We start from the raw sequence: 23,403 nt of genomic DNA on the forward strand, positions 1-23,403 counted from the left end.
GAGACTGCATGTCATATCAGGCGATCCAGCTGGATATCGATCAGGCCGCCCACGTGGCGACGATCACGCTCAACCGTCCGGACAAGCTGAACAGCTTTACGCGGGCGATGCATCGCGAACTGCAGTCGGCGCTTGATGACGTCGAATCCGGCGGCGCGCGCGCACTGATCCTGACAGGCGCGGGGCGGGCCTTCTGCGCCGGCCAGGACCTCGCCGATCTCGATTTCACGCCCGGTGCGTCGACCGATCTCGGCGCATTGATCGACGAGCATTTCAATCCGCTGGTCCGGCGTCTGCAGCGCCTGCCGATACCGGTGATCGCCGCCGTCAACGGCACGGCCGCCGGCGCAGGCGCCAACCTCGCGCTCGCATGCGACCTCGTGCTGGCCGCGCGTTCGAGCAGCTTCATCCAGGCTTTCGTCAAGATCGGGCTCGTGCCGGACTCCGGCGGCACCTGGTTCCTGCCGCAGCGTGTCGGCATGGCGCGCGCACTCGGACTCGCGCTGACCGGCGACAAGCTGAACGCCGAGCAGGCCGAGCAATGGGGCTTGATCTGGCGCGCCGTCAACGACGACGCTCTCGCCGCGACCGCCCGCCAGCTCGCCGCGCAGCTCGCGCAGCAACCGACGCTCGCGATCGCTTCGGTCAAACTGGCAATGCGCGAAAGCACCACGCATACGCTCGATCAGCAGCTCGACCTGGAACGCGACCTGCAGCGCAAGCTGGGCCAATCGCACGACTACGCGGAAGGCGTGAAGGCGTTCATCGAGAAGCGCGCGCCGCGCTTCGAGGGGCGCTGACATGAACGGCTCCGCCGAAACGCGCAGCCCCGACGCGCTGGCACGGGCCACCGCGCAGGCGATGTACGACGCGGATGCGTGCAGCCGCGCACTGGGCATGGAGCTCGTCGAAGTGCGTCCCGGCTACGCGCGCATGCGCATGCCGGTGCGAGCCGACTTCCTGAACGGCCATCAGATCTGTCACGGCGGGCTCATCTTCACGCTCGCCGATTCGACGTTCGCATTCGCCTGCAATTCGTACAACCTCAACACGGTCGCGTCCGGCTGCTCGATCGAATTCCTGCGCCCGGTGCACGGCGGCGACATACTGACCGCCGAGGCCGTCGAGCAGACGCGCAACGGCCGATACGGCATCTACGACATCCGCGTCACGAATCAGGCCGGCGAAACGGTTGCGATGTTCCGCGGCAAGTCGGCCCAGATCAAGGGCACGGTCATTCCGGACGACCGCTGACGCAGCGGCCCGCTCATAACAAATACTGGAGACACGCATGACTACCCCGCTACCGCTCGAGCCGATCGAGACCGCGACGCGCGACGAGCTGACCGCGCTGCAGCTCGAGCGCCTCAAATGGTCGCTCCGGCATGCCTACCTGCATTCCCCGGTCTATCGCCGCAAATTCGACGAAGCGGGCGTGCATCCGGACGACCTGAAAACGCTGGCCGACCTGGCCCGCTTCCCGTTCACCACCAAGCGCGACCTGCGCGACAGCTATCCGTTCGGCATGTTCGCCGTGCCGCAAGACCAGATCTCGCGCATCCACGCGTCGTCAGGCACGACCGGCAAGCCGACGGTCGTCGGCTACACGGCGCGCGACATCGACACCTGGGCCAATCTGGTCGCCCGCTCGATCCGCGCCGCCGGCGCGCGCCAGGGTGACAAGGTGCACATCAGCTACGGCTACGGGCTGTTCACGGGCGGGCTCGGCGCGCATTACGGCGCCGAGCGCGCCGGGCTGACCGTGATCCCGTTCGGCGGCGGCCAGACCGAGAAGCAGGTGCAACTGATCCAGGACTTCCGTCCGGACATCATCATGGTGACGCCGAGCTACATGCTGTCGATCGCCGACGAGTTCGAGCGGCAGGGCGTCGATCCCGCGCAAAGCTCGCTGCGCATCGGCATCTTCGGCGCGGAGCCGTGGACCAACGACATGCGCGCCGCGATCGAGCGCCGCATGGGCATCGACGCGGTCGACATCTACGGGCTGTCCGAAGTGATCGGCCCGGGCGTCGCATCCGAATGCGTCGAGACCAAGGATGGCCCGACGATCTGGGAAGACCACTTCTACCCGGAAGTCATCGATCCGGAGACGGGCGAAGTGCTGCCCGACGGCGAGCTGGGCGAACTCGTGTTCACGTCGCTGACGAAGGAGGCACTGCCGATCGTCCGCTACCGGACCCGCGACCTGACGCGCCTGTTGCCCGGCACCGCGCGCACGATGCGCCGGATGGAAAAGATCACCGGGCGCTCGGACGACATGATGATCGTGCGCGGCGTCAACGTGTTCCCGACGCAGATCGAGGAACAGCTGCTCCGGCAGCGCGCGCTCGCGCCGCATTACCAGATCGTGCTGACGAAGGAGGGCCCGCTCGACGTGCTGACGCTGAACGTCGAGCCCTGCCCCGAGACCGCGCCGGACACGGCGACGATCAACGCGGCGAAGCAGGCGCTCGCGCACGACATCAAGTCGCTGATCGGCGTGACCGCGGTGGTCAACGTGCTGCCGGTCAACGGCATCGAGCGCTCGGTCGGCAAGGCGCGCCGGGTCGTGGACAAACGCAAGGGTTGACGCGGGCGTCGCCCGCCAATGCAAAAAGGCCCGTTCGGTATCGAGCCGATCGGGCCTTTTTGTCCAGCCTGGTGCGTCAAGCAACTTCCGCGAGGCGCCTGCCTGCCACCTGCATCACGAGTTCGGGAACAGCAGCCACATCCGGCCGATCTGCTTCATCCGTCCCGCCTGGTCGCCGGCATCGTCGCCGAGCCCCCAGAAGTAGTCGGCCCGCACGCCGCCCTTGATCGCGCTGCCCGTATCCTGCGCGAACACGAGGCGATTCATCGGCGTGTTGGTCAGCGGACGCGTCGTCTGCAGGAACACCGGCGTGCCGAGCGGAATCGCCGACGGATCGACCGCGATCGAACGCTCGGGCGTCAGCGGCACGCCGAGCGCGCCGACTGGACCGTCCGCGCCGCCGTGCGGCGCCTCTTCCTTCGACGGCATCTCGCGGAAGAACACGAAACGCGGATTCGTGTCGAGCAGCGCGTCGACGCGGGTCGGGTTCGCCTTCGCCCACGCCTTGATGCCCTGCATCGTCGCCTGGGCCGGCGTCAGTTCGCCGCGGTCGATCAGCCACTTGCCGATCGAGCGGTACGGCTGGTTGTTGGTGCCGCCGTAGCCGACCCGCATCACCGAGCCGTCGTCGAGCAAAACGCGCCCGGAGCCCTGCACCTGCAGGAAGAACGCCTCGATCGGATCGTCGACCCACACCAGCTCGTTGCCGTTCAGGACGCCTGCGCGCTCGAGCTGCGCCCGCGCCGGCAGCGCGGCGCCCGCGCGATAGCCGGCCGGCCAGCGGTAGAGCGCGGTCTGGTACGGCCCGCGCCGCACGCGCGAACCGCGCAGCAGCGGCTCGTAATAGCCGGTGACGAGGCCGTCGAGCGTGCCGTCGCTATTCGCGAACTGGAACGGCGTGAAATACGTTTCGAAGAACGCGCGCGCGCTGCCGACGTCGAGCTCGTCGAGCCGCTCGGCCGCCGCGCACGCACGCTGCCATGCGGGCTGGCGCGCCAGTCGCGCGCAGTTCTGCCGCAGCGCGACCGTCGCGCCGATCAGCGAGTCGTCCTGCCAGCCCGGCACCTGCTGCCAGGCGACCGGCGTCAGCCGCGTGGCGGCGACCTGCCCCGGCACGATCGCCGCGCCGGCCGGCGGCTTCAGGGAGGACGTCCGCGTCGGCGCGCCGCCGCACGCTGCAAGCAGCGCCGCCGTCGCGACCGCCGCCGCCCAGCCCGCCAACCGGGGGCCAAACCACATACAATGTTCGTTCTTGATGGAAACCGCCATGTCAGATCTTCTCGACCAATATCCGATGCTCATCTTCGCGCTGGAAGCCTTCCTCGCGCTCGCCCTGCTGATCTTCATCGTCGCGTGGACAGCCTCGGGCCGGAAGAAGCACGCCCGCAACAACGACCGCCCGTCCCGCTGAGCGCGCCGCACCGTGCGCGCTCAGTGAAGCGTGCGCGGCATGTGCAGCGCGAACTCGTCGATCGGCGCGTCGAAGCGCTCGCCGTCCTCGGCAACGCAGAAGTACGAACCGCGCATCGTGCCGACCGGCGTCGCGATCACTGCCCAGCTCGTGTATTCGAACTGCTCGCCCGGCTGCAGCAGCGGCTGGTGGCCGACGACGCCGAGCCCCTTCACTTCCTGCACGTGGCTCTCGCTGTCCGTGATGATCCAGTGACGCGCGATCAGCTGCGCCGCGACCTGCCCGCTGTTGCGGATCGTCAGCGTGTACGCGAATGCGTATTGACGGCGTTCGGGGTCGGATTGTTCCGGCAAGTAGCTGGTTTTCACCGTCACGGTGAACTGATACTGACTCATGGTGATTCCGCTGTAGGTAACCGCCCGCGCCATCTGTAGCGCCGGGCCGCGGCGCGCCGCACTGGTTCGGCATTCTATGCGCAATCGGGCCGCCACCGCACGGCTCGCCGCCGCGCACGCGGTCGCCGGGCGGTAGAATGACGGTTTTGCGCCGCACCGTCCCCGCTCCTCAGCCATGACTCAATTCCGCATCGCTCCCAGCATCCTGTCGGCCGACTTCGCACGGCTCGGCGAAGAAGTCCGCAACGTGGTCGCCGCCGGCGCCGACTGGATCCACTTCGACGTGATGGACAACCATTACGTCCCGAACCTGACGATCGGCCCGCTCGTCTGCGAGGCGATCCGTCCGCACGTGCAGGTGCCGATCGACGTGCACCTGATGGTGCGCCCGGTCGACCGGATCGTGCCCGATTTCGCGAAAGCGGGCGCGAACCTGATCAGCTTCCACCCGGAAGGCTCCGATCACATCGACCGCACGCTGTCGCTGATCCGCGACCACGGCTGCAAGGCCGGCCTCGTGTTCAACCCGGCGACGCCGCTGAACTATCTCGACTACGTGATGGACCGTCTCGACTTCGTGCTGCTGATGTCGGTGAACCCGGGCTTCGGCGGCCAGTCGTTCATTCCGGAAACGCTGAACAAGCTGCGCGAGACGCGCGCGCGCATCGACGCCTACACGGAGCGCACCGGCCGCGAGATCCTGCTCGAGGTCGACGGCGGCGTGAAGACCGACAACATCGCGGAAATCGCGGCGGCCGGCGCGGATACCTTCGTCGCGGGCTCGGCGATCTTCGGCAAGCCCGACTATCGCAAGGTGATCGACGAAATGCGCAGCCAGCTCGCGACGGTCACGCGGGGCTGACGCCGTGAGCGAATCGAACCTGCGCGAAGCAAAAACGGCCGCGCCTGAGCCGGCCGCGCCCAAGCCGGCCGCGCCTAAGCCGGTCGCACCGATCCACTTCGCCGCGCCGCGCATCGACGCGGCGCTGATCGACCTCGACGGCACGATGGTCGATACCGCCGACGATTTCACCGCTGGCCTGAACGGCATGCTGGTGAAGCTCGACGCGCCGGCGACGTCGCGCGACGAGGTGATCGGCTACGTCGGCAAGGGTTCCGAGCATCTGATCCAGAGCGTGCTGAAGCCGCGCTTTTCCGCGGACGAAGCGCACGCGCGCTTCGACGACGCGCTCGCGATCTACCAGGCCGAATACGCGAAGATCAACGGCCGCCACACGCGCCTCTACCCGGACGTCGCGGCCGGTCTCGACGCGCTGCGCGCCGACGGCATCAAGCTCGCGTGCGTGACCAACAAGCCGCACCGCTTCGCGATCGAACTGCTCGAGCAATACGGGCTGATCGATCGCTTCGGCATCGTGCTCGGCGGCGACAGCGTGCCGCGCAAGAAGCCCGACCCGCTGCCGATGCTGACCGCGTGCGATGCGCTCGGCGTCGCGCCGGACGTCGCGGTGGCGATCGGCGACTCGGAAAACGACGCGCTCGCGGGCCGCGCGGCGGGCATGGCGACGCTGACGGTGCCGTACGGCTACAACCATGGCAAGGCTATACAAACGATAAATTCGGATGGTATAGTCGGCTCGTTGCTGGTCGCAGCCCGCGCGATCGCCGCGCACAACGCCGGCCGGCCAACCGTCTGATCTAATTCTTCCATCCGCATGTTTCTGAACAAAAAACGGAGTCTGAGCAGCATCGACCGGGGAGCCTGGCCCTGGCGTCGCTGGTCGCGCTAACCTCTTCGATGAGGTACGCTGAAGCACGTCTTCAGCGCCGTTTTTTGTCTCGCTGCGCATCCGCGCGCCGATCGCCGCACCACCTCGAGTCCTACCGCCCCCGAACGCTTGCGTTCAGGGACGGTCGCAGGCTGGCGACGCTCGCGCTCCGGAGCCCGCCCGCCGGCACCAGGCACACCACGATCGACCGCCGTTTCGCCGACAGCAGCCGCGCAGCATCACGTGATCCCCGGCGCATCCCGCCGCTCGTCCAGAACAGGACCGGAACATGACCGAACTCGAATTCCAATCGCTCGCGAACGAAGGCTACAACCGCATTCCGCTGATCGCGGAAGCCCTCGCCGATCTCGAAACGCCGCTGTCCCTCTACCTGAAGCTGGCCCAGCCGGAACGCGGCGGCGCCAACTCGTTCCTGCTCGAATCGGTGGTCGGCGGCGAACGCTTCGGCCGCTACTCGTTCATCGGCCTGCCGGCCCGCACGCTCGTGCGCGCTCGCGCCGGCGTCTCCGAAGTGGTGCGCGACGGCGAGGTCGTCGAGACGCACGACGGCGATCCGTTCGAATTCATCGCCGCGTTCCAGGCGCGCTTCAAGGTCGCGCAGCGTCCGGGCCTGCCCCGCTTCTGCGGCGGTCTCGCCGGCTACTTCGGCTACGACGCGGTGCGCTACATCGAGAAGAAGCTCGCGCACACCGCGCCGCGCGACGATCTCGGCCTGCCCGACATCCAGCTGCTGCTGACGGAGGAAGTCGCCGTCATCGACAATCTGGCCGGCAAGCTGTACCTGATCATCTACGCCGATCCGGGCCAGCCCGAGGCGTACACGAAGGCGAAGCAGCGCCTGCGCGAGCTGAAGCAGCGGCTGCGCGCGACCGTGCAGCCGCCCGTCACGTCGCCGAGCGTGCGCACCGAGACGTTCCGCGAGTTCAAGAAGGAAGACTATCTGGCCGCCGTGCGCCAGGCGAAGGAATACATCGCGGCCGGCGAGCTGATGCAGATCCAGGTCGGCCAGCGCCTGACGAAGCCGTATCGCGACAACCCGCTGTCGCTGTACCGCGCGCTGCGCTCGCTGAATCCGTCGCCGTACATGTATTACTACAACTTCGGCGATTTCCACGTGGTCGGCGCGTCGCCGGAAATCCTCGTGCGCCAGGAGAAGCGCGGCGACGACCAGATCGTCACGATCCGCCCGCTCGCCGGCACGCGGCCGCGCGGCAACACGCCCGAACGCGACGCGGAGCTCGCGACCGAGCTGCTCAACGATCCGAAGGAGATCGCCGAGCACGTGATGCTGATCGACCTCGCGCGCAACGACGTGGGCCGCATCGCGGAAATCGGCTCGGTGCAGGTGACCGACAAGATGGTGATCGAGAAATACTCGCACGTGCAGCACATCGTCAGCTCGGTCGAAGGCAAGCTGAAGCCCGGCATGACGAACTACGACGTGCTGCGCGCGACGTTCCCGGCCGGCACGCTGTCGGGCGCGCCGAAGGTGCGCGCGATGGAGCTGATCGACGAGCTCGAGCCGGTCAAGCGCGGGCTGTACGGCGGCGCCGTCGGCTACCTGTCGTTCTCGGGCGAGATGGATCTCGCGATCGCGATCCGCACCGGCCTGATCCACAACGGCAACCTGTACGTGCAAGCGGCGGCCGGCGTCGTCGCGGATTCGGTGCCCGAATCCGAATGGCAAGAGACCGAGAACAAGGCGCGCGCGGTGCTGCGTGCGGCCGAACAGGTCCAAGACGGCCTCGACAGCGACTTCTGACCGGAGACTGACCATGCTGCTCATGATCGACAACTACGACTCGTTCACCTACAACCTGGTCCAGTACTTCGGCGAACTGGGCGAGGACGTGCGCACCTACCGCAACGACGAGATCACGCTCGACGAGATCGCGCGCCTGAATCCGGCCGCGATCTGCCTGTCGCCCGGACCGAGCAATCCGCAGCACGCGGGCATCACGCTCGACGTGCTGCGCGAATTCGCGGGCAAGAAGCCGATCCTCGGCGTGTGCCTCGGCCACCAGGCGATCGGCGAGGCGTTCGGCGGCCGCGTCGTGCGCGCGAAGACCATCATGCACGGCAAGGTGAGCCGGATCGAAACCGACTGCCGCGGCGTGTTCGCGGACCTGCCGAAGCACTTCGACGTCACGCGCTACCACTCGCTCGCGATCGAGCGCGAATCGCTGCCGGACTGCCTCGAGATCTCCGCGTGGACCGACGACGGCGAGATCATGGGCGTGCGCCACAAGACGCTGCAGATCGAAGGCGTGCAGTTCCACCCGGAATCGATCCTGTCCGAGCACGGCCATGCGCTGCTCGAGAACTTCCTGAAAGACGCACGCGCAGCCGCCGCGCACATTGCCTGACCGGAGCCTCACGATGACGATCACCCCACAGGAAGCGCTGCAGCGCACGATCGAGCACCGCGAGATCTTCCACGACGAGATGCTGCACCTGATGCGGCTCATCATGCGCGGCGACATGTCGCCGGTGATGGCCGCCGCGATCATCACCGGCCTGCGCGTGAAGAAGGAGACGATCGGCGAAATCACCGCCGCCGCGACCGTGATGCGCGAATTCGCGAACCATGTGCACGTGGCGGACAACTCGAATTTCGTCGACATCGTCGGCACCGGCGGCGACGGCTCGCACACGTTCAACATCTCGACCGCGACGATGTTCGTCACGGCCGCGGCCGGCGCGAAGGTCGCGAAGCACGGCAACCGCGGCGTGTCGAGCAAGTCCGGCAGCGCCGACGTGCTAGAGGCGCTCGGCGTCAACATCGACCTGCAGCCGGACCAGGTGGCCGCGTCGATCGCCGAGACCGGGATGGGCTTCATGTTCGCGCCGAACCACCATCCGGCGATGAAGAACATCGCGGCCGTGCGCCGCGAGCTCGGCGTGCGGACGATCTTCAACATCCTCGGCCCGCTGACCAATCCGGCGGGCGCGCCGAACCAGCTGATGGGCGTGTTCCACCCGGACCTCGTCGGCATCCAGGTGCGCGTGATGCAGCGCCTCGGCGCGCAGCACGTGCTCGTCGTGTACGGCAAGGACGGGATGGACGAGGTGTCGCTCGGCGCCGCGACGCTCGTCGGCGAGCTGCGCGACGGCGAGGTGCACGAGTACGAGATCCATCCGGAGGACTTCGGCCTGCAGATGGTGTCGAACCGCTCGCTGAAGGTGGAAAATGCCGACGAATCGCGCGTGATGCTGCTCGGCGCGCTCGACAACCAGCCGGGCGTCGCGCGCGAGATCGTCACGCTGAATGCGGGCACCGCGCTGTATGCGGCAAACGTCGCCGCGTCGATCGCCGACGGCATCCAGCTCGCCCGCGACGCGATCGCGAGCGGCAAGGCGCGCGCGAAGGTCGACGAGCTGGTGCGCTTCACGCAGCAGTTCAAGCGCTGATCCGCCCTTTCGAACCCGAATCAAGCACGAGGACTCCCATGAGCGACATCCTCGAACGAATCATCGCCGTCAAGCGCGAAGAAATCGCGGCGGCCATGCGCAGCACACCGCTCGAAGCGCTGAAGCTGGACGCGTCCGCGCGCGACCTGCGCGACTTCGTCGGCGCGCTGCGTGCGAAGCATGCGGCCGGCCAGCCCGCCGTGATCGCCGAAATCAAGAAGGCCAGCCCGTCGAAGGGCGTGCTGCGCGAGCACTTCGTGCCGGCCGACATCGCGCGGTCGTACGCGACGCACGGCGCCGCCTGCCTGTCGGTGCTGACCGACGAGCAGTTCTTCCAGGGCGGCGTCCGCTATCTGGAGGAAGCGCGCGCGGCCTGCACGCTGCCGGTGCTGCGCAAGGACTTCATCGTCGATGCGTACCAGATCCTCGAAGCGCGCGCGATGGGCGCCGACGCGATCCTGCTGATCGCCGCCGCGCTCGACACGCCGTTGATGCAGGACCTGGAGGCGTATGCGCACTCGCTCGGTCTCGCGGTGCTGGTCGAAGTGCACGACCGCGACGAGATGGAGCAGGCGCTGACGCTCAAGACGCCGCTTCTCGGCATCAACAACCGCAACCTGCGCACGTTCGAAACGTCGATCCGGACCACGCTCGACATGCTCGACATGATCCCGCCGGACCGGATCGTCGTGACCGAGTCGGGCATCCTGTCGCGCATCGACGTCGATACGATGCGCGCGGCGAACGTGAACACGTTCCTCGTCGGCGAGGCGTTCATGCGCGCCGAGCAACCGGGCGAAGAACTCGCGCGGATGTTCTTCTGATGGCGATCGAAAAGGAAATCAAGCTCGCGCTGCCCGCCGGACAGGCCGCGGCCGCGCAGCAATTCTTCGCGACGCTGACCGGCGAGCCCGGCCGCGAGATCGCGCTCGCGAACGTCTACTACGACACGCCGGATCTCGCGCTCGCCCGCTCGAAGAGCGCGGTGCGCGTGCGCCGCGCGCCGCACGGCTGGCTGCAGACGTTCAAGACGGTCGGCACCGCCGAAGGCGGGCTGCATCGGCGTCACGAATGGGAGCTGCCGGTGGCCGGCGACGCGCTCGAGATCGACGCGCTCGTCGCGGCGTGCGACGTCGCTGAAGCCGCCGCCGCGCTGCGCAGCGCGGCGCCCGCGCTGCGCGCGCTGTTCCGCACCGATTTCACGCGCACGCTGTGGCGCATCGCGATCGGCGGCGCGACCGTCGAAGCGGCGGTGGATCTCGGCGAGATCGTCGTTCAGGCCGAAAGCGAAACGCGCCGTGAACCGATCAGCGAAATCGAACTCGAACTGATCGACGGCCCGGAGTCGGCGCTCGCGACGCTCGCCGCCGAGTTGCAGCAGGCGCTGCCCGGCCTCGCCCCCGAAAACATCAGCAAGGCGCAGCGCGGCTACCGGCTGCGCGCGCAATAATCACGCATGGCAACCCGCAAGACTTCCCGCGCGCCGCAGCAGGCGTCGCTGTTCGACGATCCCGCGCCGGAACCGGCGCAGCACGATGTTCCCGCCGCCGCACCCGCGCGTGCGCGCGCGGCCGGCAAGAAGGCCGCGGAAGCGGCTCCGGCGCGCGCCGCGCAGCCGCAGGCCGGCGCCGCCGACGTCCCGCACCTCGCCGCCCAATTCGACGCGCTGCCGGCCGTCTGGCGCGACGTGCTGAAGCCGTTCACCGACAGCGACGCGTACGCGCCGTTGTGTCGCTTCGTCGACAGCGAACGCGCCGCCGGCAAGACCGTCTATCCGACCGACGTGTTCCGCGCGCTGCGGCTCACGAGCCCGGACGACGTGAAAGTCGTGATCCTCGGCCAGGACCCGTATCACGGCGACGACCGCGGCACGCCGCAGGCGCACGGTCTCGCGTTCTCGGTGCCGCCGGCGGTCAAGCCGCCGCCGTCGCTGCGCAACATCTTCAAGGAAATCGCCGCGAACTTCGGCCACGACACGCCGCGTCACGGTTGTCTCGACTCGTGGGCGCGCCAGGGCGTGCTGCTGCTCAACACCGTGCTGACGGTCGAGCGCGGCGCGGCGGCCAGCCACGCGAAGCGCGGCTGGGAGCAATGCACGGACACGCTGATCCACGAGCTGGCGAACCGCCACCGCGGGCTGGTGTTCATGCTGTGGGGCGCGCACGCGCAGGCCAAGCGCGCGCTGTTCGACGCAAACGCGCATTGCGTGCTCGAGGCGCCGCATCCGTCGCCGCTGTCCGCGCATCGCGGCTTCCTCGGCTGCCGTCACTTCGCGCTCGCGAACGACTACCTCGTTGCGCATGGCCGCGATGCGATCGACTGGCGCCTGCCGGACGAGGCCGACACGTTCGCGTAACGCCGCCACGTTTGCGCCCCACCGGCAAAAACGCCGCGCACCTTCCGGTACGCGGCGTTTCTGTTTGCCTTGGCTGACGGACGCGCCGCCACCGGCCTTACACGGCGGCGATCGCTTCGCGTGCGCTGGCGAGCGCCGCGCTCTGCGCATCCGGCCCCAGGTTCAAGCCTTCCGCATGGATGAAATTCACGTCGGTCATGCCCACGAAGCCGAGGAACGTGCGCAGGAACGGCGTCTGGCTGTCGTTCGGCGTGCCGAGGTACTTGCCGCCGCGCGCCGTCACCACGTGCACCTTCTTGCCCTTGATCAGGCCTTCCGGGCCGTTCTCGGTGTAGCGGAACGTGACGCCGGCGCGTGCGATCCAGTCGAAGTACGTCTTCAGTTGCGACGAGATGCCGAAGTTGTACATCGGCGCGCCGATCACGACGATGTCCGCGGCTTGCAGCTCGGCGATCAGCGCATCGCTCTTCGCGACGATCGCATTCTGTTCCGCGCTGCGCTGGTCGGCCGGCGTGAAGAACGCGCCGAGCACCGATTCGTCGAGATGCGGCAGCGCATCGGCCAGCAGATCACGGACCACGACCTTCGCGCCGGGGTTCGATTGTTGCAGCTTTGCCGTCAGTTCATTGGCCAGCAGCGTGGACTGCGCGCCTTGCGTACGCGCCGCGGAATTGATTTGCAGAATGGTCGTCATGTCGGGCTCCAGTTGGTTTGCGCTTGTGCAGCGCGAGTGACGCCATTGTGCTCGGCGCCCTCATCCCGAAAAAGCAGGTTCAGGGCGACGGATTGTTGCAGCAGCAGAACAATGCCTGATTGAGCCCTCATTGCGCGCTGAATGCTGGAGCCCGCCCGCTCAGCCCTTCAGCCAGGCTTCCCGCGCGGCGTGCTGCGCCGCCGGCTTCGCCGCGGCGGTGAGCTTGTAGCGCGCAACCTCGGGGCCGTCGAGCTTCAGCTTCGCAATGCGCAGCTCGTCGCGGCGGAATGCGTGAATCTCGACCTTGTCGCCCGGCCGGTAGCGCGCGAGCAGCGCATCGAGGTTCGTGCCGGTCACGCGCAGCCCGTCGAGCGCGATCAGCGTGTCGCCGGCCGACAGCCCGGCACGGTGCGCGGCGCCGCCCTCGTAGACCGCCGCCAGCGTGCAGTCCGCGCCGCCGCGCAGACGCGCGCCGATCGTCGGCTTCGCCTGCGCGCCGTTCGCGCCGCCGAGATCGGGTTCGAGGGTCACGCCGAACGGCGCGAGCAGGTCGGCGAGCGGCAGGTCGCGCGTGCCGTGCACCGCATCGGCGTACAGGCGGCCGAGCGCGACGCCGGTCGCTTCCTCGATCAGCGCCTCGACTTCATCCTCGCCGACGCCGGCCTGCTTGCCGCGATAGAAGTCACGGCCGTAGCGCTGCCACAGCAGCCGCATCACGTCATCGAGAGACTTGCGCTGGCGGGTCTGCGCGCGGATCGCGAGATCGAATGCGAGCGCGACGAGCGAGCCCTTCGTGTAGTAGCTGACGATCGCATTCGTCGCGTTCTCGTCCTGCCGGTAGTACTTGATCCACGTGTCGAACGAGCTCTCTGCAACGCTCTGCTTCAGGCGGCCGGTGCCGCGCTGCACGCCGCCGATCGTGCGGCCGAGCGTCGCGAAATATTCGGCCTGCGACATCAGCCCGCTGCGCACCAGCATCAGGTCGTCGTAATACGACGTGAAGCCTTCGAACAGCCACAGCAGCGACGTGTAGTTTTCCTGCGCGAAGTCGTACGGCACGAAAGCAGCCGGCTTGATGCGCTTCACGTGCCACGTATGGAAGTACTCGTGGCTGCACAGGCCGAGATACGTGCGATAGCCTTCCGACGCTTCCGGGCGGCCCTTCACCGGCAGATCGGTGCGATTGCAGACCAGCGCGGTCGATGCGCGATGCTCGAGGCCGCCGTAGCCGTCGCTGACCGCGAGCGTCATGAATACGTAGCGGTCCATCGGCGCCTGCTTCGACTTCGGCTCGAACAGCGCGATCTGCGCTTCGCACACGCGCTTCAGGTCGGTGCGCAGCCGCTCCATGTCGAGCTGCGTCACGCGCCCCGCGACCACGATGTCGTGCGGCACGCCGTGCGCGTCGAAGGTCGCGAGCGCGAATTCGCCGATCGTCACCGGATGATCGATGAGTTCGTCATAGTTCGATGCGCGATACGCGCCGAACGCGTAGCGCTTCGTGCCGCGCGCCTCGGGCAGCGCAGTCGCGACGCGCCACGTGCGGAACGCCGCGCCCGCGGGCTTCGCGATCTCCACCTCGCACGGCGCGTCCTCGCGGCCGACGGCGCCCAGGAATACCGCCGTGCCGTTGAAGAAGCCGCCCGTGTCGTCGAGGTACGCGGAGCGCACCGACAGGTCCCACGCGTAGACGTCGTAGCGCAGCGTCAGCGCGCCCTTCACCGGCGCGGCCTGCCAGCTGCGCTTGTCGGTCTTCGCGACGCGCACCTTGCGGCCGGCTTCGTTGAACGCCTGCAGCGTCACGATGTTGCGCGCGAACTCGCGCACGAGATAGCTGCCCGGAATCCACACCGGCAGCGAGAACCGCTGCCCTTCGGGGTCGGGATCGGCGACCGTCACCGACACCTCGAACAGGTGCGCGGCAGGATCTTTCGGGGCAATCGAATAGCGGATCGGCGTTTTCATCGTGGGAATCAGTCGGGGAGGCGGCGTCAGAAACGACGAGAGGCGCCGGGCAGAAACCCCGTGCGCCCCTCGCGCCGGCCGGGCCTGGCGGCCCGGCGCATCAATCGGTTACTTGTTCGAAGCGAGCGCCTGATTCAGCTGCTCGGCGGACACGGCGCCCGGCAGGCGGCGGCCGTCCGGCAGGAAAATCGTCGGCGTGCCGGTGACGTTCATCCCGCGGCCGAGCGCGAGGTTCTTGTCGAGCGCGCTCGTGTCGCAGCTCGCGGCGTTCGCCGGCGCGCGATGGTCGAGCATCCAGCCCTCCCACGTCTTCGCGCGGTCGGTCGCGCACCAGATCGCCTTCGACTTCGCGGTCGAATCCGGCGACAGCACCGGGTACAGGAACGTGTAGACCGTGACATTGTCGACCGACTGCAGCGTCGTCTCGAGCTTCTTGCAGTACGGGCAGTTCGGATCGGAGAACACGGCGATCTTGCGCGCGCCGTTGCCCTTCACGACCTTGATCGCATTGGCGAACGGCAGGCTCGCGAAGTCGATCTTGTTGATTTCGGCGAGGCGCGCCTCGGTCAGGTTCTTGCGCGTTTTCGCATCGACGAGATCGCCGAGCAGCACGTAGTCGCCGGACGCGTCGCTGTAGATGATCTGCGAGCCGAGATTCACTTCGTACAGGCCGGCGACCGGCGATTTCGCCACGCTCTTGATCGGCGCGTCGCTGCCGAGACGGGTCTGCAGCGTCGCTTTCAGCTTGTCGGTGGTCTGGTCAGCCTGCGCGGTGCAGCCCAGCGTCGCCGCGGCGACGGCCAGCGCCAGCGAGGCGATGCGGATCGTTTTTTTCATCGAGGTCTTCCTTCAGCTCATTCGGAGTGCACGGCACAGTGTACGCCGTAACGGAACCGACTCCGACCCGGGAAGTGAGTGTCCGAAGGTTCGCTCAGCCGAGCGCGGCGGACACGAGCCAGCGCTTGACGAGCGGCTGCGCGCCGACGAACGCCATGCCCGCATTGCGCACCGCCTTCGCGAACGGGCCGGGCGCCGCGAACAGCCGCTGCAGGCCGTCGGTCGCGATCATCAGCGCGCGGATGTCCTCGCGGCGCGACCGCTCGTAGCGGCGCAGCAGCACGGTATCGCCGAGATTGCGAAAGCTCTCCTTGCCTGCGATCGCATCGGCGAGCGCGGCGACGTCGCGCAGCCCGAGGTTCATCCCCTGGCCGGCGAGCGGGTGGATCAGGTGCGCGGCGTCGCCGACCAGCGCGACGCGGGGCGCGATCAGCTTGTCGACGGTCTGCAGCGCGAGCGGAAAGCCGGCCGCCGGCGTCACGCATTCGAGCGTGCCGACCTGCCCGTGCGAGACCCGCTCGCCTTCGGCCGCGAGCTGCGCGGGATCGAGCGTCAGCAACTGATCCGCATGCGCGGTGTGCGCCGACCAGACGAACGACACGTGGCCGTCCGGCAGCGGCAGCAGCGCGACGATCTCGCCGTCGCGGAACCATTGATACGCGGTCTCGCGATGCGGCAGCGACGCCTTGAAATTCGCGACGACGCCCGTCTGCCGGTAGTCGCGCCGCTCCACCTTGGCCCCCATTTGCGAGCGGACCCACGAATGCGCGCCGTCCGCGCCGACGACCAGGTCGGCTTCGAGCACTTGCCCCGACGACAGCGTGAGCACGGCCGCGTCGTCACGCACGTCGAAACCCTGCGCGCGCGCGTCGAACCACGTCAGGTTCGGCTGGAACCGCAGTGCGGCGTCGAGCGAAGTCTCGATCAGCGACGATTCGACGATCCACGCGAGCTGCGGCACCGACGCCTGGTACGCGGAGAAATGGAGTTCGGCGTGCGCGTCGCCGTAGACGCGCATGTCGTAGACGGGCGCAAGCCGCGTGTGATCGAGCGCCTGCCAGACGCGCAGCCGTTCGAGCAGCGCCTGCGAGCTGGACGACAGCGCGTAGATGCGCGTGTCGAACGCGAGATCGGCGGGGCGCGGCGTCGCCGGCTGGGCGAGCAATGCGGTCTTGTAGCCGGATTGGGTCAGCGCGAGCGCGGCCGTCTTGCCGACGAGCCCGCCGCCGACCACGGCGACGTCGAAGATGTGGTGGGCAGTCATGGCGGGCATTATAGCCGCGGGGCCAAACCCTTATGCGGCCGGACTTTGCGGGAAATCAGGGGAATCGCTGGATAGCGCCGCCGCGGACGGCCGCGCGGCGTCGTCCGTTCGGCCGACGCCCGGAAACCGGCGCGGCGGCACGGTACAATAGCGCCTTTGAACGCCGGCTCGTCGCGCGATGCGACGGCCGTCCCCTTGTCCCGCGCCGCCGCGCCCCGCCCGGCCGCGCCGCTTCACCCGTTCGAAGGATTCCATGAGCCTCAAATGCGGCATCGTCGGCTTGCCCAACGTCGGCAAGTCCACCCTGTTCAATGCGCTGACCAAGGCCGGCATCGCCGCCGAGAACTATCCGTTCTGCACGATCGAGCCGAACGTCGGCGTCGTCGAAGTGCCGGACACGCGCCTGAAGGCGCTCGCCGAGATCATCAACCCCGAGCGCGTCGTGCCGGCCGTCGTCGAATTCGTCGACATCGCGGGCCTCGTCGCGGGCGCGAGCAAGGGCGAAGGCCTCGGCAACCAGTTCCTCGCGAACATCCGCGAAACCGACGCGATCACGCACGTCGTGCGCTGCTTCGAGGACGAGAACGTCATCCACGTCGCCGGCAAGGTGAGCCCGATCGACGACATCGAGGTGATCAATACCGAACTCGCGCTCGCCGACCTCGGCACCGTCGAGAAGGCGCTCACGCGCTACTCGAAGGCCGCCAAGTCGGGCAACGACAAGGAAGCGGCGAAGCTCGTCGCGGTGCTCGACAAGGTGCGCGCGCAGCTCGACCAGGGCAAGGCCGTGCGCGGCCTCGCGCTGTCCGACGACGAACAGGCGCTGCTCAAGCCGTTCTGCCTGATCACCGCGAAGCCGGCGATGTACGTCGCGAACGTGAAGGACGACGGCTTCGAGAACAACCCGCACCTCGACGCGGTACGCAAGTATGCGGAAAGCGAGAATGCGCCGGTCGTCGCGGTGTGCGCGGCGATCGAGGCGGAAATCGCCGATCTCGACGACGCGGACAAGGAAGCGTTCCTCGCCGACATGGGCATGGACGAGCCGGGCCTCGACCGCGTGATCCGCGCGGGCTTCAAGCTGCTCGGCCTGCAGACCTACTTCACCGCGGGCGTGAAGGAAGTGCGCGCGTGGACGATCCACGTCGGCGATACGGCCCCGCAGGCGGCCGGCGTGATCCACACCGACTTCGAGCGCGGCTTCATCCGCGCGCAGACGATCGCGTTCGACGACTTCATCGCGTACAAGGGTGAACAGGGCGCGAAGGAAGCCGGCAAGATGCGCGCGGAAGGCAAGGAATACGTCGTGCATGACGGCGACGTGATGAACTTCCTGTTCAACGTCTGATACCTGACCGCCGATGCCGGGCGAGCGCCCCGGCATCGCGCCACGCGGATCCGTCGCGAAACGCAAATGGGCCGATCGGCAAGTGCCGATCGGCCCATTTTCATCACGCGGCCTGCCCGCGTGCCGGCGGCGGGCAGCGCGCCCGCCATCCGGTCGTCACGTCGTCAAGTCGCCGACACTCGCCCGCCGGCCACCGCGCGCGCGTCACGCGCACGCTTGTTCAGCCACGAAGCGAACAGCACCAGCAGCGCAAGCACCGCCGTCGCGCCCACTTCCATCCGGTGATCCTCGCTCACCAGCATCACGGTCAGCGTGCCGCAGATGAACACGATCACCGCCCACGTGAGCCACGGGAACATCCACATCCGCAGCGTCAGGTTCGCGCCGCTGATGTCGAGAATCCGGCGCATCCGCAGCTGCGAGATCGCGATCACGAGATACACGAGCAGCGCGATCGCGCCCGACGTCGCGAGCAGGAAGCCGAACACCTGCTCCGGCATCAGGTAGTTCGCGATCACGGTCAGGAAGCCGAACGCGGTCGACGCGAGCACCGCCGCGCGCGGCGTGCCGGTCGAGTCGGTGCGATGCAGGAACGCGGGCGCATCCTGGCGCTTCGACAGCGAGAACAGCATCCGCGATGCGGTGTACAGCGCCGAGTTCAGGCAGCTCGCGACCGATACCAGCACGATCACGTCGATGATCGCCTTCGCGTGCGGAATGCCGATCAGCTCCATCGCGCGCTGATACGAGCCGTGCGCCGGCAGCAGCGGGTCGTTCCACGGCACGATCGCCGCGACGACGAGGATCGAGCCGAGGTAGAACAGCGTGATGCGCCAGATCACCGAATTGGTGGCGCGCACGATCTGGCGCTGCGGGTTGTCCGATTCGGCGGCCGCGATCGTGACGATCTCGGTGCCGAGGAACGAGAACATCGTCGTCAGCATCGCCGCGAGCACCGCGCCGGCGCCCTTCGGCATGAAGCCCTCATGCGCGAACAGGTTCGATACGCCCGATACGCTCGGCACCGGCAGCAGCCCGGCGATCGCCGCGCCGCCGATCGCGAGGAACACGACGATCGCGACGACCTTGATCAGCGCGAACCAGAATTCGAACTCGCCGTAATGCTTGACGGAGAAGAGGTTGGTGAGCGTCAGCACGGACGTGATGCCGAGCGCAAAGACCCACGTGGCGACGCCCGGGAACCAGGCATTGAGAATGGTCGCGGCGGCGGTCGCCTCGATCGGGATCACGAGCACCCAGAACCACCAGTACAGCCAGCCGATCGTGAAGCCCGCCCAGTGGCCGATCGCGCGATCGGCGTAGGTCGAGAACGAGCCGCTGTCCGGATGCGCGACGGCCATTTCGCCCAGCATCCGCATCACCAGCACGACCAGCACGCCCGCGATCGCGTACGCGAGGATCGATGCCGGGCCGGCTTCCGCGATCGCGTGGCCGGAGCCGACGAACAACCCCGCGCCGATCACGCCCGCAATCGACAGCATCGTCACGTGGCGTTGCTTCAGGCCGGTGCCGAGCCCTGACTTGCTTCCATTCATGTGTCTCTCTCCAAAAAACGGTTCCGGCATGGCCGGGTATCGCTTGAAGGCGGCGCTGGGGATTGTCGTTATCGATCGGGACTCGGCGCGGCGTGCGGCGCACGTCGGCCCGAGGCCGGATTCCCGGCCGCTCGGACAGGGTGCGCCACGCAGGTCTGCGAAACTGCGGGTGCGATGCGTACCGACGCATCGCGGCGCCCTTCCGTCGGCATCGTGTTCAGCCGCCTTCGAAGCGATGGAGTGTAAGCATCAAACGGTTCGCGACTAAGAACCAATTGATGCATTCCGATGGAACCACTCGTTGCATCGACGGGAACCGATGCAACAAACGCGCCGCCTCGGCTACCATGCTGGCGCGCGCGGCACGCCAGCGTCGCACGCCCGATACCAAGAACCGAGAGAGACCATGCCCTTGCCCGCCTTGCACACCCTGCACGCCACACGGCTCGCGCGACTGTCGATCGCGCTGCTGATCGCGTGCGCCGCCGTCGCCCCGCACCGCGCGCTCGCCTATCGCGCGCCGCAGACCTACGGCAACGAAGCCGACCTCGACCGCCACGACACGTACCGGAACCGCGACGGCGAAACCGTGCATGCGCCGGCGCGCTCGAAATCGGGCCGCGCGCCCGAAGGCGCGAGCGCGCGCTGCCGCGACGGCACGTACAGTTTCAGCCGCCATCGGCGCGGCACGTGCTCGGGGCACGGCGGCGTCGCCGCCTGGCTCTGACCGCGCGGAACGGCCGCGCCAGCGCCGGCCGGCGGCGAAGTACAATAGCCGGTCTCGCCGCCGACATGTGGCGACACCGGGCGACACCGCCGCACCTCACGCGGCACGCTCCGTACCGAATCACCCGACGCCGCCACGCGAGTTCGCCAAGCGGCGGTCCCAACTTCTGACTCTCACACCCACATGGCCCAATACGTTTTCACGATGAACCGGGTCGGCAAGATCGTGCCGCCCAAGCGCCAGATCCTGAAGGACATCTCGCTGTCGTTCTTTCCCGGCGCGAAGATCGGCGTGCTCGGCCTGAACGGCTCGGGCAAGTCGACGCTGATCCGCATCATGGCGGGCGTCGACAAGGACATCGAAGGCGAAGCGACGCCGATGCCGAACCTGAACATCGGCTACCTGCCGCAGGAACCGCAGCTCGACCCGACGAAGACGGTGCGCGAAGCCGTCGAGGAAGGCCTCGGCGACCTGTTCCAGGCGAACAAGAAGCTCGAGGAGATCTACGCGGCGTATGCCGAGCCGGACGCCGACTTCGACGCGCTCGCGGCCGAGCAGGCGAAGTACGAGGCGATCCTCGCGTCGAGCGACGGCGGCAGCCCCGAGCAGCAGCTCGAAGTGGCCGCCGACGCGCTGCGCCTGCCGCCGTGGGACGCGAAGATCGAGCACCTGTCGGGCGGCGAGAAGCGCCGCGTCGCGCTGTGCAAGCTGCTGCTCGAGAAGCCCGACATGCTGCTGCTCGACGAACCGACCAACCACCTCGACGCCGAATCGGTCGACTGGCTCGAGCAGTTCCTGGTGCGCTTCCCGGGCACCGTCGTCGCGGTCACGCACGATCGGTACTTCCTCGACAACGCGGCCGAGTGGATTCTCGAGCTCGACCGCGGCCACGGCATTCCGTGGAAGGGCAACTACAGCAGCTGGCTCGACCAGAAGGAAGAGCGCCTGAAGCAGGAAGAAGCGTCGGAATCGGCGCGCCAGAAGGCGATCAAGAAGGAACTGGAGTGGGTGCGCCAGAACCCGAAGGGCCGCCAGGCGAAGTCGAAGGCGCGTATCGCGCGCTTCGAGGAGCTGAACAGCCAGGAATACCAGAAGCGCAACGAGACGCAGGAAATCTTCATTCCGGTCGGCGACCGCCTCGGCAATGAAGTGATCGAGTTCAAGAACGTCAGCAAGGCGTACGGCGATCGCCTGCTGATCGACAACCTGAACTTCAAGATCCCGGCCGGCGCGATCGTCGGCATCATCGGTCCGAACGGCGCCGGCAAGTCGACGCTGTTCCGGATGCTGACGGGCAAGGAGCAGCCGGATTCGGGCGAGATCGTGATGGGCCCGACGGTGAAGCTCGCCTACGTCGACCAGAGCCGCGACGCGCTCGACGGCTCGAAGACGGTGTTCGAGGAAATCTCGGGCGGCGCCGACATCCTGACGGTCGGCAAGTACGAAACGCCGTCGCGCGCATACATCGGCCGCTTCAACTTCAAGGGCGGCGACCAGCAGAAGATCGTCGGCAACCTGTCCGGCGGCGAACGCGGCCGCCTGCACCTCGCGAAGACGCTGATCGCCGGCGGCAACGTGCTGCTGCTCGACGAACCGTCGAACGACCTCGACGTCGAAACGCTGCGCGCGCTGGAAGACGCGCTGCTCGAATTCGCGGGCTCGGTGATGGTGATCTCGCACGACCGCTGGTTCCTCGACCGGATCGCGACGCACATCCTGTCGTTCGAAGGCGATTCGCAGGTGACGTTCTTCGACGGCAACTACCAGGAGTACGAAGCCGACAAGCGCGCGCGCCTCGGCGAGGAAGCCGCGAAGCCGCACCGCCTCCGCTACAAGCCGATCAGCCGCTGATCGGCAATGGAAAAAGCGGGCGCACGGCCCGCTTTTTTTTGTCTGGGCCCGCCCGCCGCCTACGCGAGCGCGCCCAGTTCGCGCAGCCGCGCCTCGGTGGCCGCGCCGCTCGTGTGGTGAATGCCGTGCCAGCCGAGCGCCGTCGCGGCAGCGGCGTTGTTCGCGTTGTCGTCGATGAACGCCAGCTCGTGCGGCGCGATGCCCGGCAGATGCGGCTCGATCCGCGCGTGCATCTCGCGGTAGATCGCCGGATCGGGCTTCACGAGCTTCACGCGGCCCGACACGACGATGTCCTTGAAGCGCCGCAATATCGGAAAGTGCTCCCACGCATACGGAAACGTCTGCGCCGACCAGTTCGTGAGCCCGAAGATCGGCATCCGCTGCGCGTCGAGCCGGTCGACGAGCGCAACGCCCTCCGCGAGCACGCCGCCGATCATCTCGTGCCAGCGCGCATAGAACGCACGGATCAGCGCCTCGTGCTCCGGAAACTTCGCGACGCGTTCCGCCGTGCCTTCCTCGATCGTCTGCCCGCCGTCCTGCCTGATCACCCAGTCCATCCCGCACACGTGCGTCAGGAACCGGCGGCGCTCGGCGTCGTCCGGGATCAGCTGCTTGTACAGATACTCCGGGCTCCAGTCGATCAGCACCCCGCCGAAATCGAATACGACTGCCTTGATCGTCATGCGAACTCCGTGGCGAGCACGTCGGCGAGCGTGCGCGGCGTCACCGCGTTGCCCGACAACGAGTTGTTTTTCCAGATGAAGTGGTGGTGCGCGACGATCTGCGCGGCCGTCAGGTGCGCGCGCTCGTTCGTCGTATGCAGGTCGGACACGACCGTCGTCCGGTAGCCGAGCAGCGCCGCGCGGCGGGCCGCCGAATCGACGCAGAACTCGGTCGCATAGCCGCAGATCAGCACCGAACGGATGCCGTGACGGTCGAGCTGCGCCGCGAGCGGCGTCTCATGGAACGAATCGCCGACCGACACACTTGCGAATGCGCCAGTCGCCGTCCGCGGTCGCGAGATCCGCATGCAGCTCCCAGCCGGGCGTGCCGGGCACGATGTCGTCGTCCGCGTCGCCGTCGTGCTGCACGAAGCAGACGGGCGCGCCGGCGGCCCGCGCCGCCGCCGTCAACCGGTTGATGCCTGCCACCACGTCGTCGAGCCGGTAGGCGGGCCTCGCCCGCTGCACCAGCCCGCGCTGCATGTCGATCACCAGGACAGCCGTGTCCGCCATCTTTCGCCCTCG

22 protein-coding genes and 1 pseudogene are annotated in these 23,403 nt (G+C 67.8%); 14 read left to right on the forward strand and 9 right to left on the reverse strand.

Annotated elements, in window-relative coordinates:
• Positions 1 to 8: 8 nt before the first annotated feature.
• The 3 genes from paaG to paaK are packed head-to-tail and all read left to right on the forward strand — an operon-like array spanning position 9 to position 2,590.
• Positions 9 to 800, forward strand: coding sequence for a 2-(1,2-epoxy-1,2-dihydrophenyl)acetyl-CoA isomerase PaaG (paaG, locus tag WJ35_RS09125; RefSeq protein ID WP_060232601.1), 792 nt, complete (start codon positions 9 to 11; stop codon positions 798 to 800).
• Position 801: 1 nt separating this feature from the next.
• Entirely contained in the window at positions 802 to 1,254 is a 453-nt protein-coding gene (paaI, locus tag WJ35_RS09130; protein WP_010092798.1) for a hydroxyphenylacetyl-CoA thioesterase PaaI, read from the forward strand.
• 37 nt (positions 1,255 to 1,291) lie between these two features.
• Complete coding sequence (gene paaK, locus WJ35_RS09135; protein ID WP_060232604.1) at positions 1,292 to 2,590, forward strand: phenylacetate--CoA ligase PaaK; 1,299 nt, start codon at positions 1,292 to 1,294, stop codon at positions 2,588 to 2,590.
• Positions 2,591 to 2,704: 114 nt separating this feature from the next.
• Here the strand turns inward: paaK and WJ35_RS09140 are convergent, their stop codons facing one another.
• Both WJ35_RS09140 and apaG read right to left on the reverse strand, forming a co-directional pair.
• Positions 2,705 to 3,937 carry a murein transglycosylase A gene (locus WJ35_RS09140; protein WP_080434802.1) on the reverse strand — a complete coding sequence of 411 codons (1,233 nt, stop codon included), beginning with the start codon at positions 3,935 to 3,937 and terminating at the stop codon, positions 2,705 to 2,707.
• A gap of 84 nt (positions 3,938 to 4,021) precedes the next feature.
• Positions 4,022 to 4,396: a Co2+/Mg2+ efflux protein ApaG gene (apaG, locus tag WJ35_RS09145; protein ID WP_017333705.1), complete on the reverse strand. Its 375-nt coding sequence runs from the start codon at positions 4,394 to 4,396 to the stop codon at positions 4,022 to 4,024.
• Between the two features lie 175 nt (positions 4,397 to 4,571).
• On the opposite strand from apaG, the gene rpe reads away from it, so the two are divergent.
• The 8 genes from rpe (at position 4,572) to WJ35_RS09185 (ending at position 11,914) form a co-directional block, all read left to right on the forward strand.
• Complete coding sequence (gene rpe, locus WJ35_RS09150; RefSeq protein WP_060232611.1) at positions 4,572 to 5,258, forward strand: ribulose-phosphate 3-epimerase; 687 nt, start codon at positions 4,572 to 4,574, stop codon at positions 5,256 to 5,258.
• A 91-nt stretch (positions 5,259 to 5,349) separates the two neighbouring features.
• Positions 5,350 to 6,054 (forward strand): phosphoglycolate phosphatase, encoded by a 705-nt coding sequence (locus WJ35_RS09155; protein ID WP_060232695.1) that lies wholly within the window; start codon positions 5,350 to 5,352, stop codon positions 6,052 to 6,054.
• Positions 6,055 to 6,415: 361 nt separating this feature from the next.
• Entirely contained in the window at positions 6,416 to 7,909 is a 1,494-nt protein-coding gene (gene trpE, locus WJ35_RS09160) for an anthranilate synthase component I (RefSeq protein WP_059716634.1), read from the forward strand.
• A 13-nt stretch (positions 7,910 to 7,922) separates the two neighbouring features.
• A complete protein-coding gene (locus WJ35_RS09165; protein ID WP_060232614.1) occupies positions 7,923 to 8,513 on the forward strand; it encodes an aminodeoxychorismate/anthranilate synthase component II in 591 nt (196 codons plus the stop codon).
• A gap of 13 nt (positions 8,514 to 8,526) precedes the next feature.
• Positions 8,527 to 9,558 (forward strand): anthranilate phosphoribosyltransferase, encoded by a 1,032-nt coding sequence (gene trpD, locus WJ35_RS09170; RefSeq protein WP_059586808.1) that lies wholly within the window; start codon positions 8,527 to 8,529, stop codon positions 9,556 to 9,558.
• Between the two features lie 38 nt (positions 9,559 to 9,596).
• Positions 9,597 to 10,382, forward strand: a complete 786-nt coding sequence (gene trpC / locus WJ35_RS09175; protein WP_010092810.1) for an indole-3-glycerol phosphate synthase TrpC — start codon at positions 9,597 to 9,599, stop codon at positions 10,380 to 10,382.
• The gene (locus WJ35_RS09180; protein WP_059489465.1) at positions 10,382 to 11,008 is read left to right on the forward strand and encodes a CYTH domain-containing protein; all 627 of its coding nucleotides are present in this window, start codon (positions 10,382 to 10,384) and stop codon (positions 11,006 to 11,008) included. Before trpC ends, WJ35_RS09180 begins: the two co-directional genes overlap by 1 nt.
• Positions 11,009 to 11,014: 6 nt before the next feature.
• Positions 11,015 to 11,914, forward strand: a complete 900-nt coding sequence (locus WJ35_RS09185) for a uracil-DNA glycosylase (protein WP_069239063.1) — start codon at positions 11,015 to 11,017, stop codon at positions 11,912 to 11,914.
• A 97-nt stretch (positions 11,915 to 12,011) separates the two neighbouring features.
• Here the strand turns inward: WJ35_RS09185 and WJ35_RS09190 are convergent, their stop codons facing one another.
• From WJ35_RS09190 to WJ35_RS09205, 4 genes are all read right to left on the reverse strand, one after another.
• Positions 12,012 to 12,608, reverse strand: coding sequence for an FMN-dependent NADH-azoreductase (locus tag WJ35_RS09190; protein ID WP_060232621.1), 597 nt, complete (start codon positions 12,606 to 12,608; stop codon positions 12,012 to 12,014).
• Between the two features lie 159 nt (positions 12,609 to 12,767).
• Positions 12,768 to 14,573, reverse strand: a complete 1,806-nt coding sequence (locus tag WJ35_RS09195; RefSeq protein WP_069239064.1) for a M61 family metallopeptidase — start codon at positions 14,571 to 14,573, stop codon at positions 12,768 to 12,770.
• A gap of 108 nt (positions 14,574 to 14,681) precedes the next feature.
• Entirely contained in the window at positions 14,682 to 15,410 is a 729-nt protein-coding gene (locus tag WJ35_RS09200) for a DsbC family protein (RefSeq protein WP_010092815.1), read from the reverse strand.
• Positions 15,411 to 15,504: 94 nt separating this feature from the next.
• Positions 15,505 to 16,683: a UbiH/UbiF family hydroxylase gene (locus WJ35_RS09205; RefSeq protein ID WP_060232630.1), complete on the reverse strand. Its 1,179-nt coding sequence runs from the start codon at positions 16,681 to 16,683 to the stop codon at positions 15,505 to 15,507.
• 244 nt (positions 16,684 to 16,927) lie between these two features.
• Here WJ35_RS09205 and ychF point away from each other — a divergent pair, with 244 nt between their 5' ends.
• Positions 16,928 to 18,022, forward strand: coding sequence for a redox-regulated ATPase YchF (gene ychF / locus WJ35_RS09210; RefSeq protein ID WP_029226615.1), 1,095 nt, complete (start codon positions 16,928 to 16,930; stop codon positions 18,020 to 18,022).
• Positions 18,023 to 18,186: 164 nt separating this feature from the next.
• Here the strand turns inward: ychF and gabP are convergent, their stop codons facing one another.
• Positions 18,187 to 19,578 carry a GABA permease gene (gene gabP, locus WJ35_RS09215; RefSeq protein ID WP_069239065.1) on the reverse strand — a complete coding sequence of 464 codons (1,392 nt, stop codon included), beginning with the start codon at positions 19,576 to 19,578 and terminating at the stop codon, positions 18,187 to 18,189.
• 406 nt (positions 19,579 to 19,984) lie between these two features.
• Here gabP and WJ35_RS09220 point away from each other — a divergent pair, with 406 nt between their 5' ends.
• The gene (locus WJ35_RS09220) at positions 19,985 to 20,305 is read left to right on the forward strand and encodes a DUF3761 domain-containing protein (protein WP_060232636.1); all 321 of its coding nucleotides are present in this window, start codon (positions 19,985 to 19,987) and stop codon (positions 20,303 to 20,305) included.
• 183 nt (positions 20,306 to 20,488) lie between these two features.
• Complete coding sequence (ettA, locus tag WJ35_RS09225) at positions 20,489 to 22,156, forward strand: energy-dependent translational throttle protein EttA (protein WP_010092822.1); 1,668 nt, start codon at positions 20,489 to 20,491, stop codon at positions 22,154 to 22,156.
• A 59-nt stretch (positions 22,157 to 22,215) separates the two neighbouring features.
• On the opposite strand, the gene WJ35_RS09230 is transcribed toward ettA, so the two are convergent.
• Together WJ35_RS09230 and WJ35_RS09235 are read right to left on the reverse strand one after the other, a co-directional pair.
• Entirely contained in the window at positions 22,216 to 22,839 is a 624-nt protein-coding gene (locus WJ35_RS09230) for an HAD family hydrolase (RefSeq protein ID WP_060232639.1), read from the reverse strand.
• Positions 22,836 to 23,391: pseudogene (locus WJ35_RS09235) on the reverse strand (cysteine hydrolase family protein). Before WJ35_RS09235 ends, WJ35_RS09230 begins: the two are co-directional and overlap by 4 nt.
• Between the last annotated feature and the right edge of the window lie 12 nt (positions 23,392 to 23,403).

The sequence above is a fragment of the Burkholderia ubonensis genome (assembly GCF_001718695.1).
Lineage (GTDB): Bacteria > Pseudomonadota > Gammaproteobacteria > Burkholderiales > Burkholderiaceae > Burkholderia > Burkholderia ubonensis_B.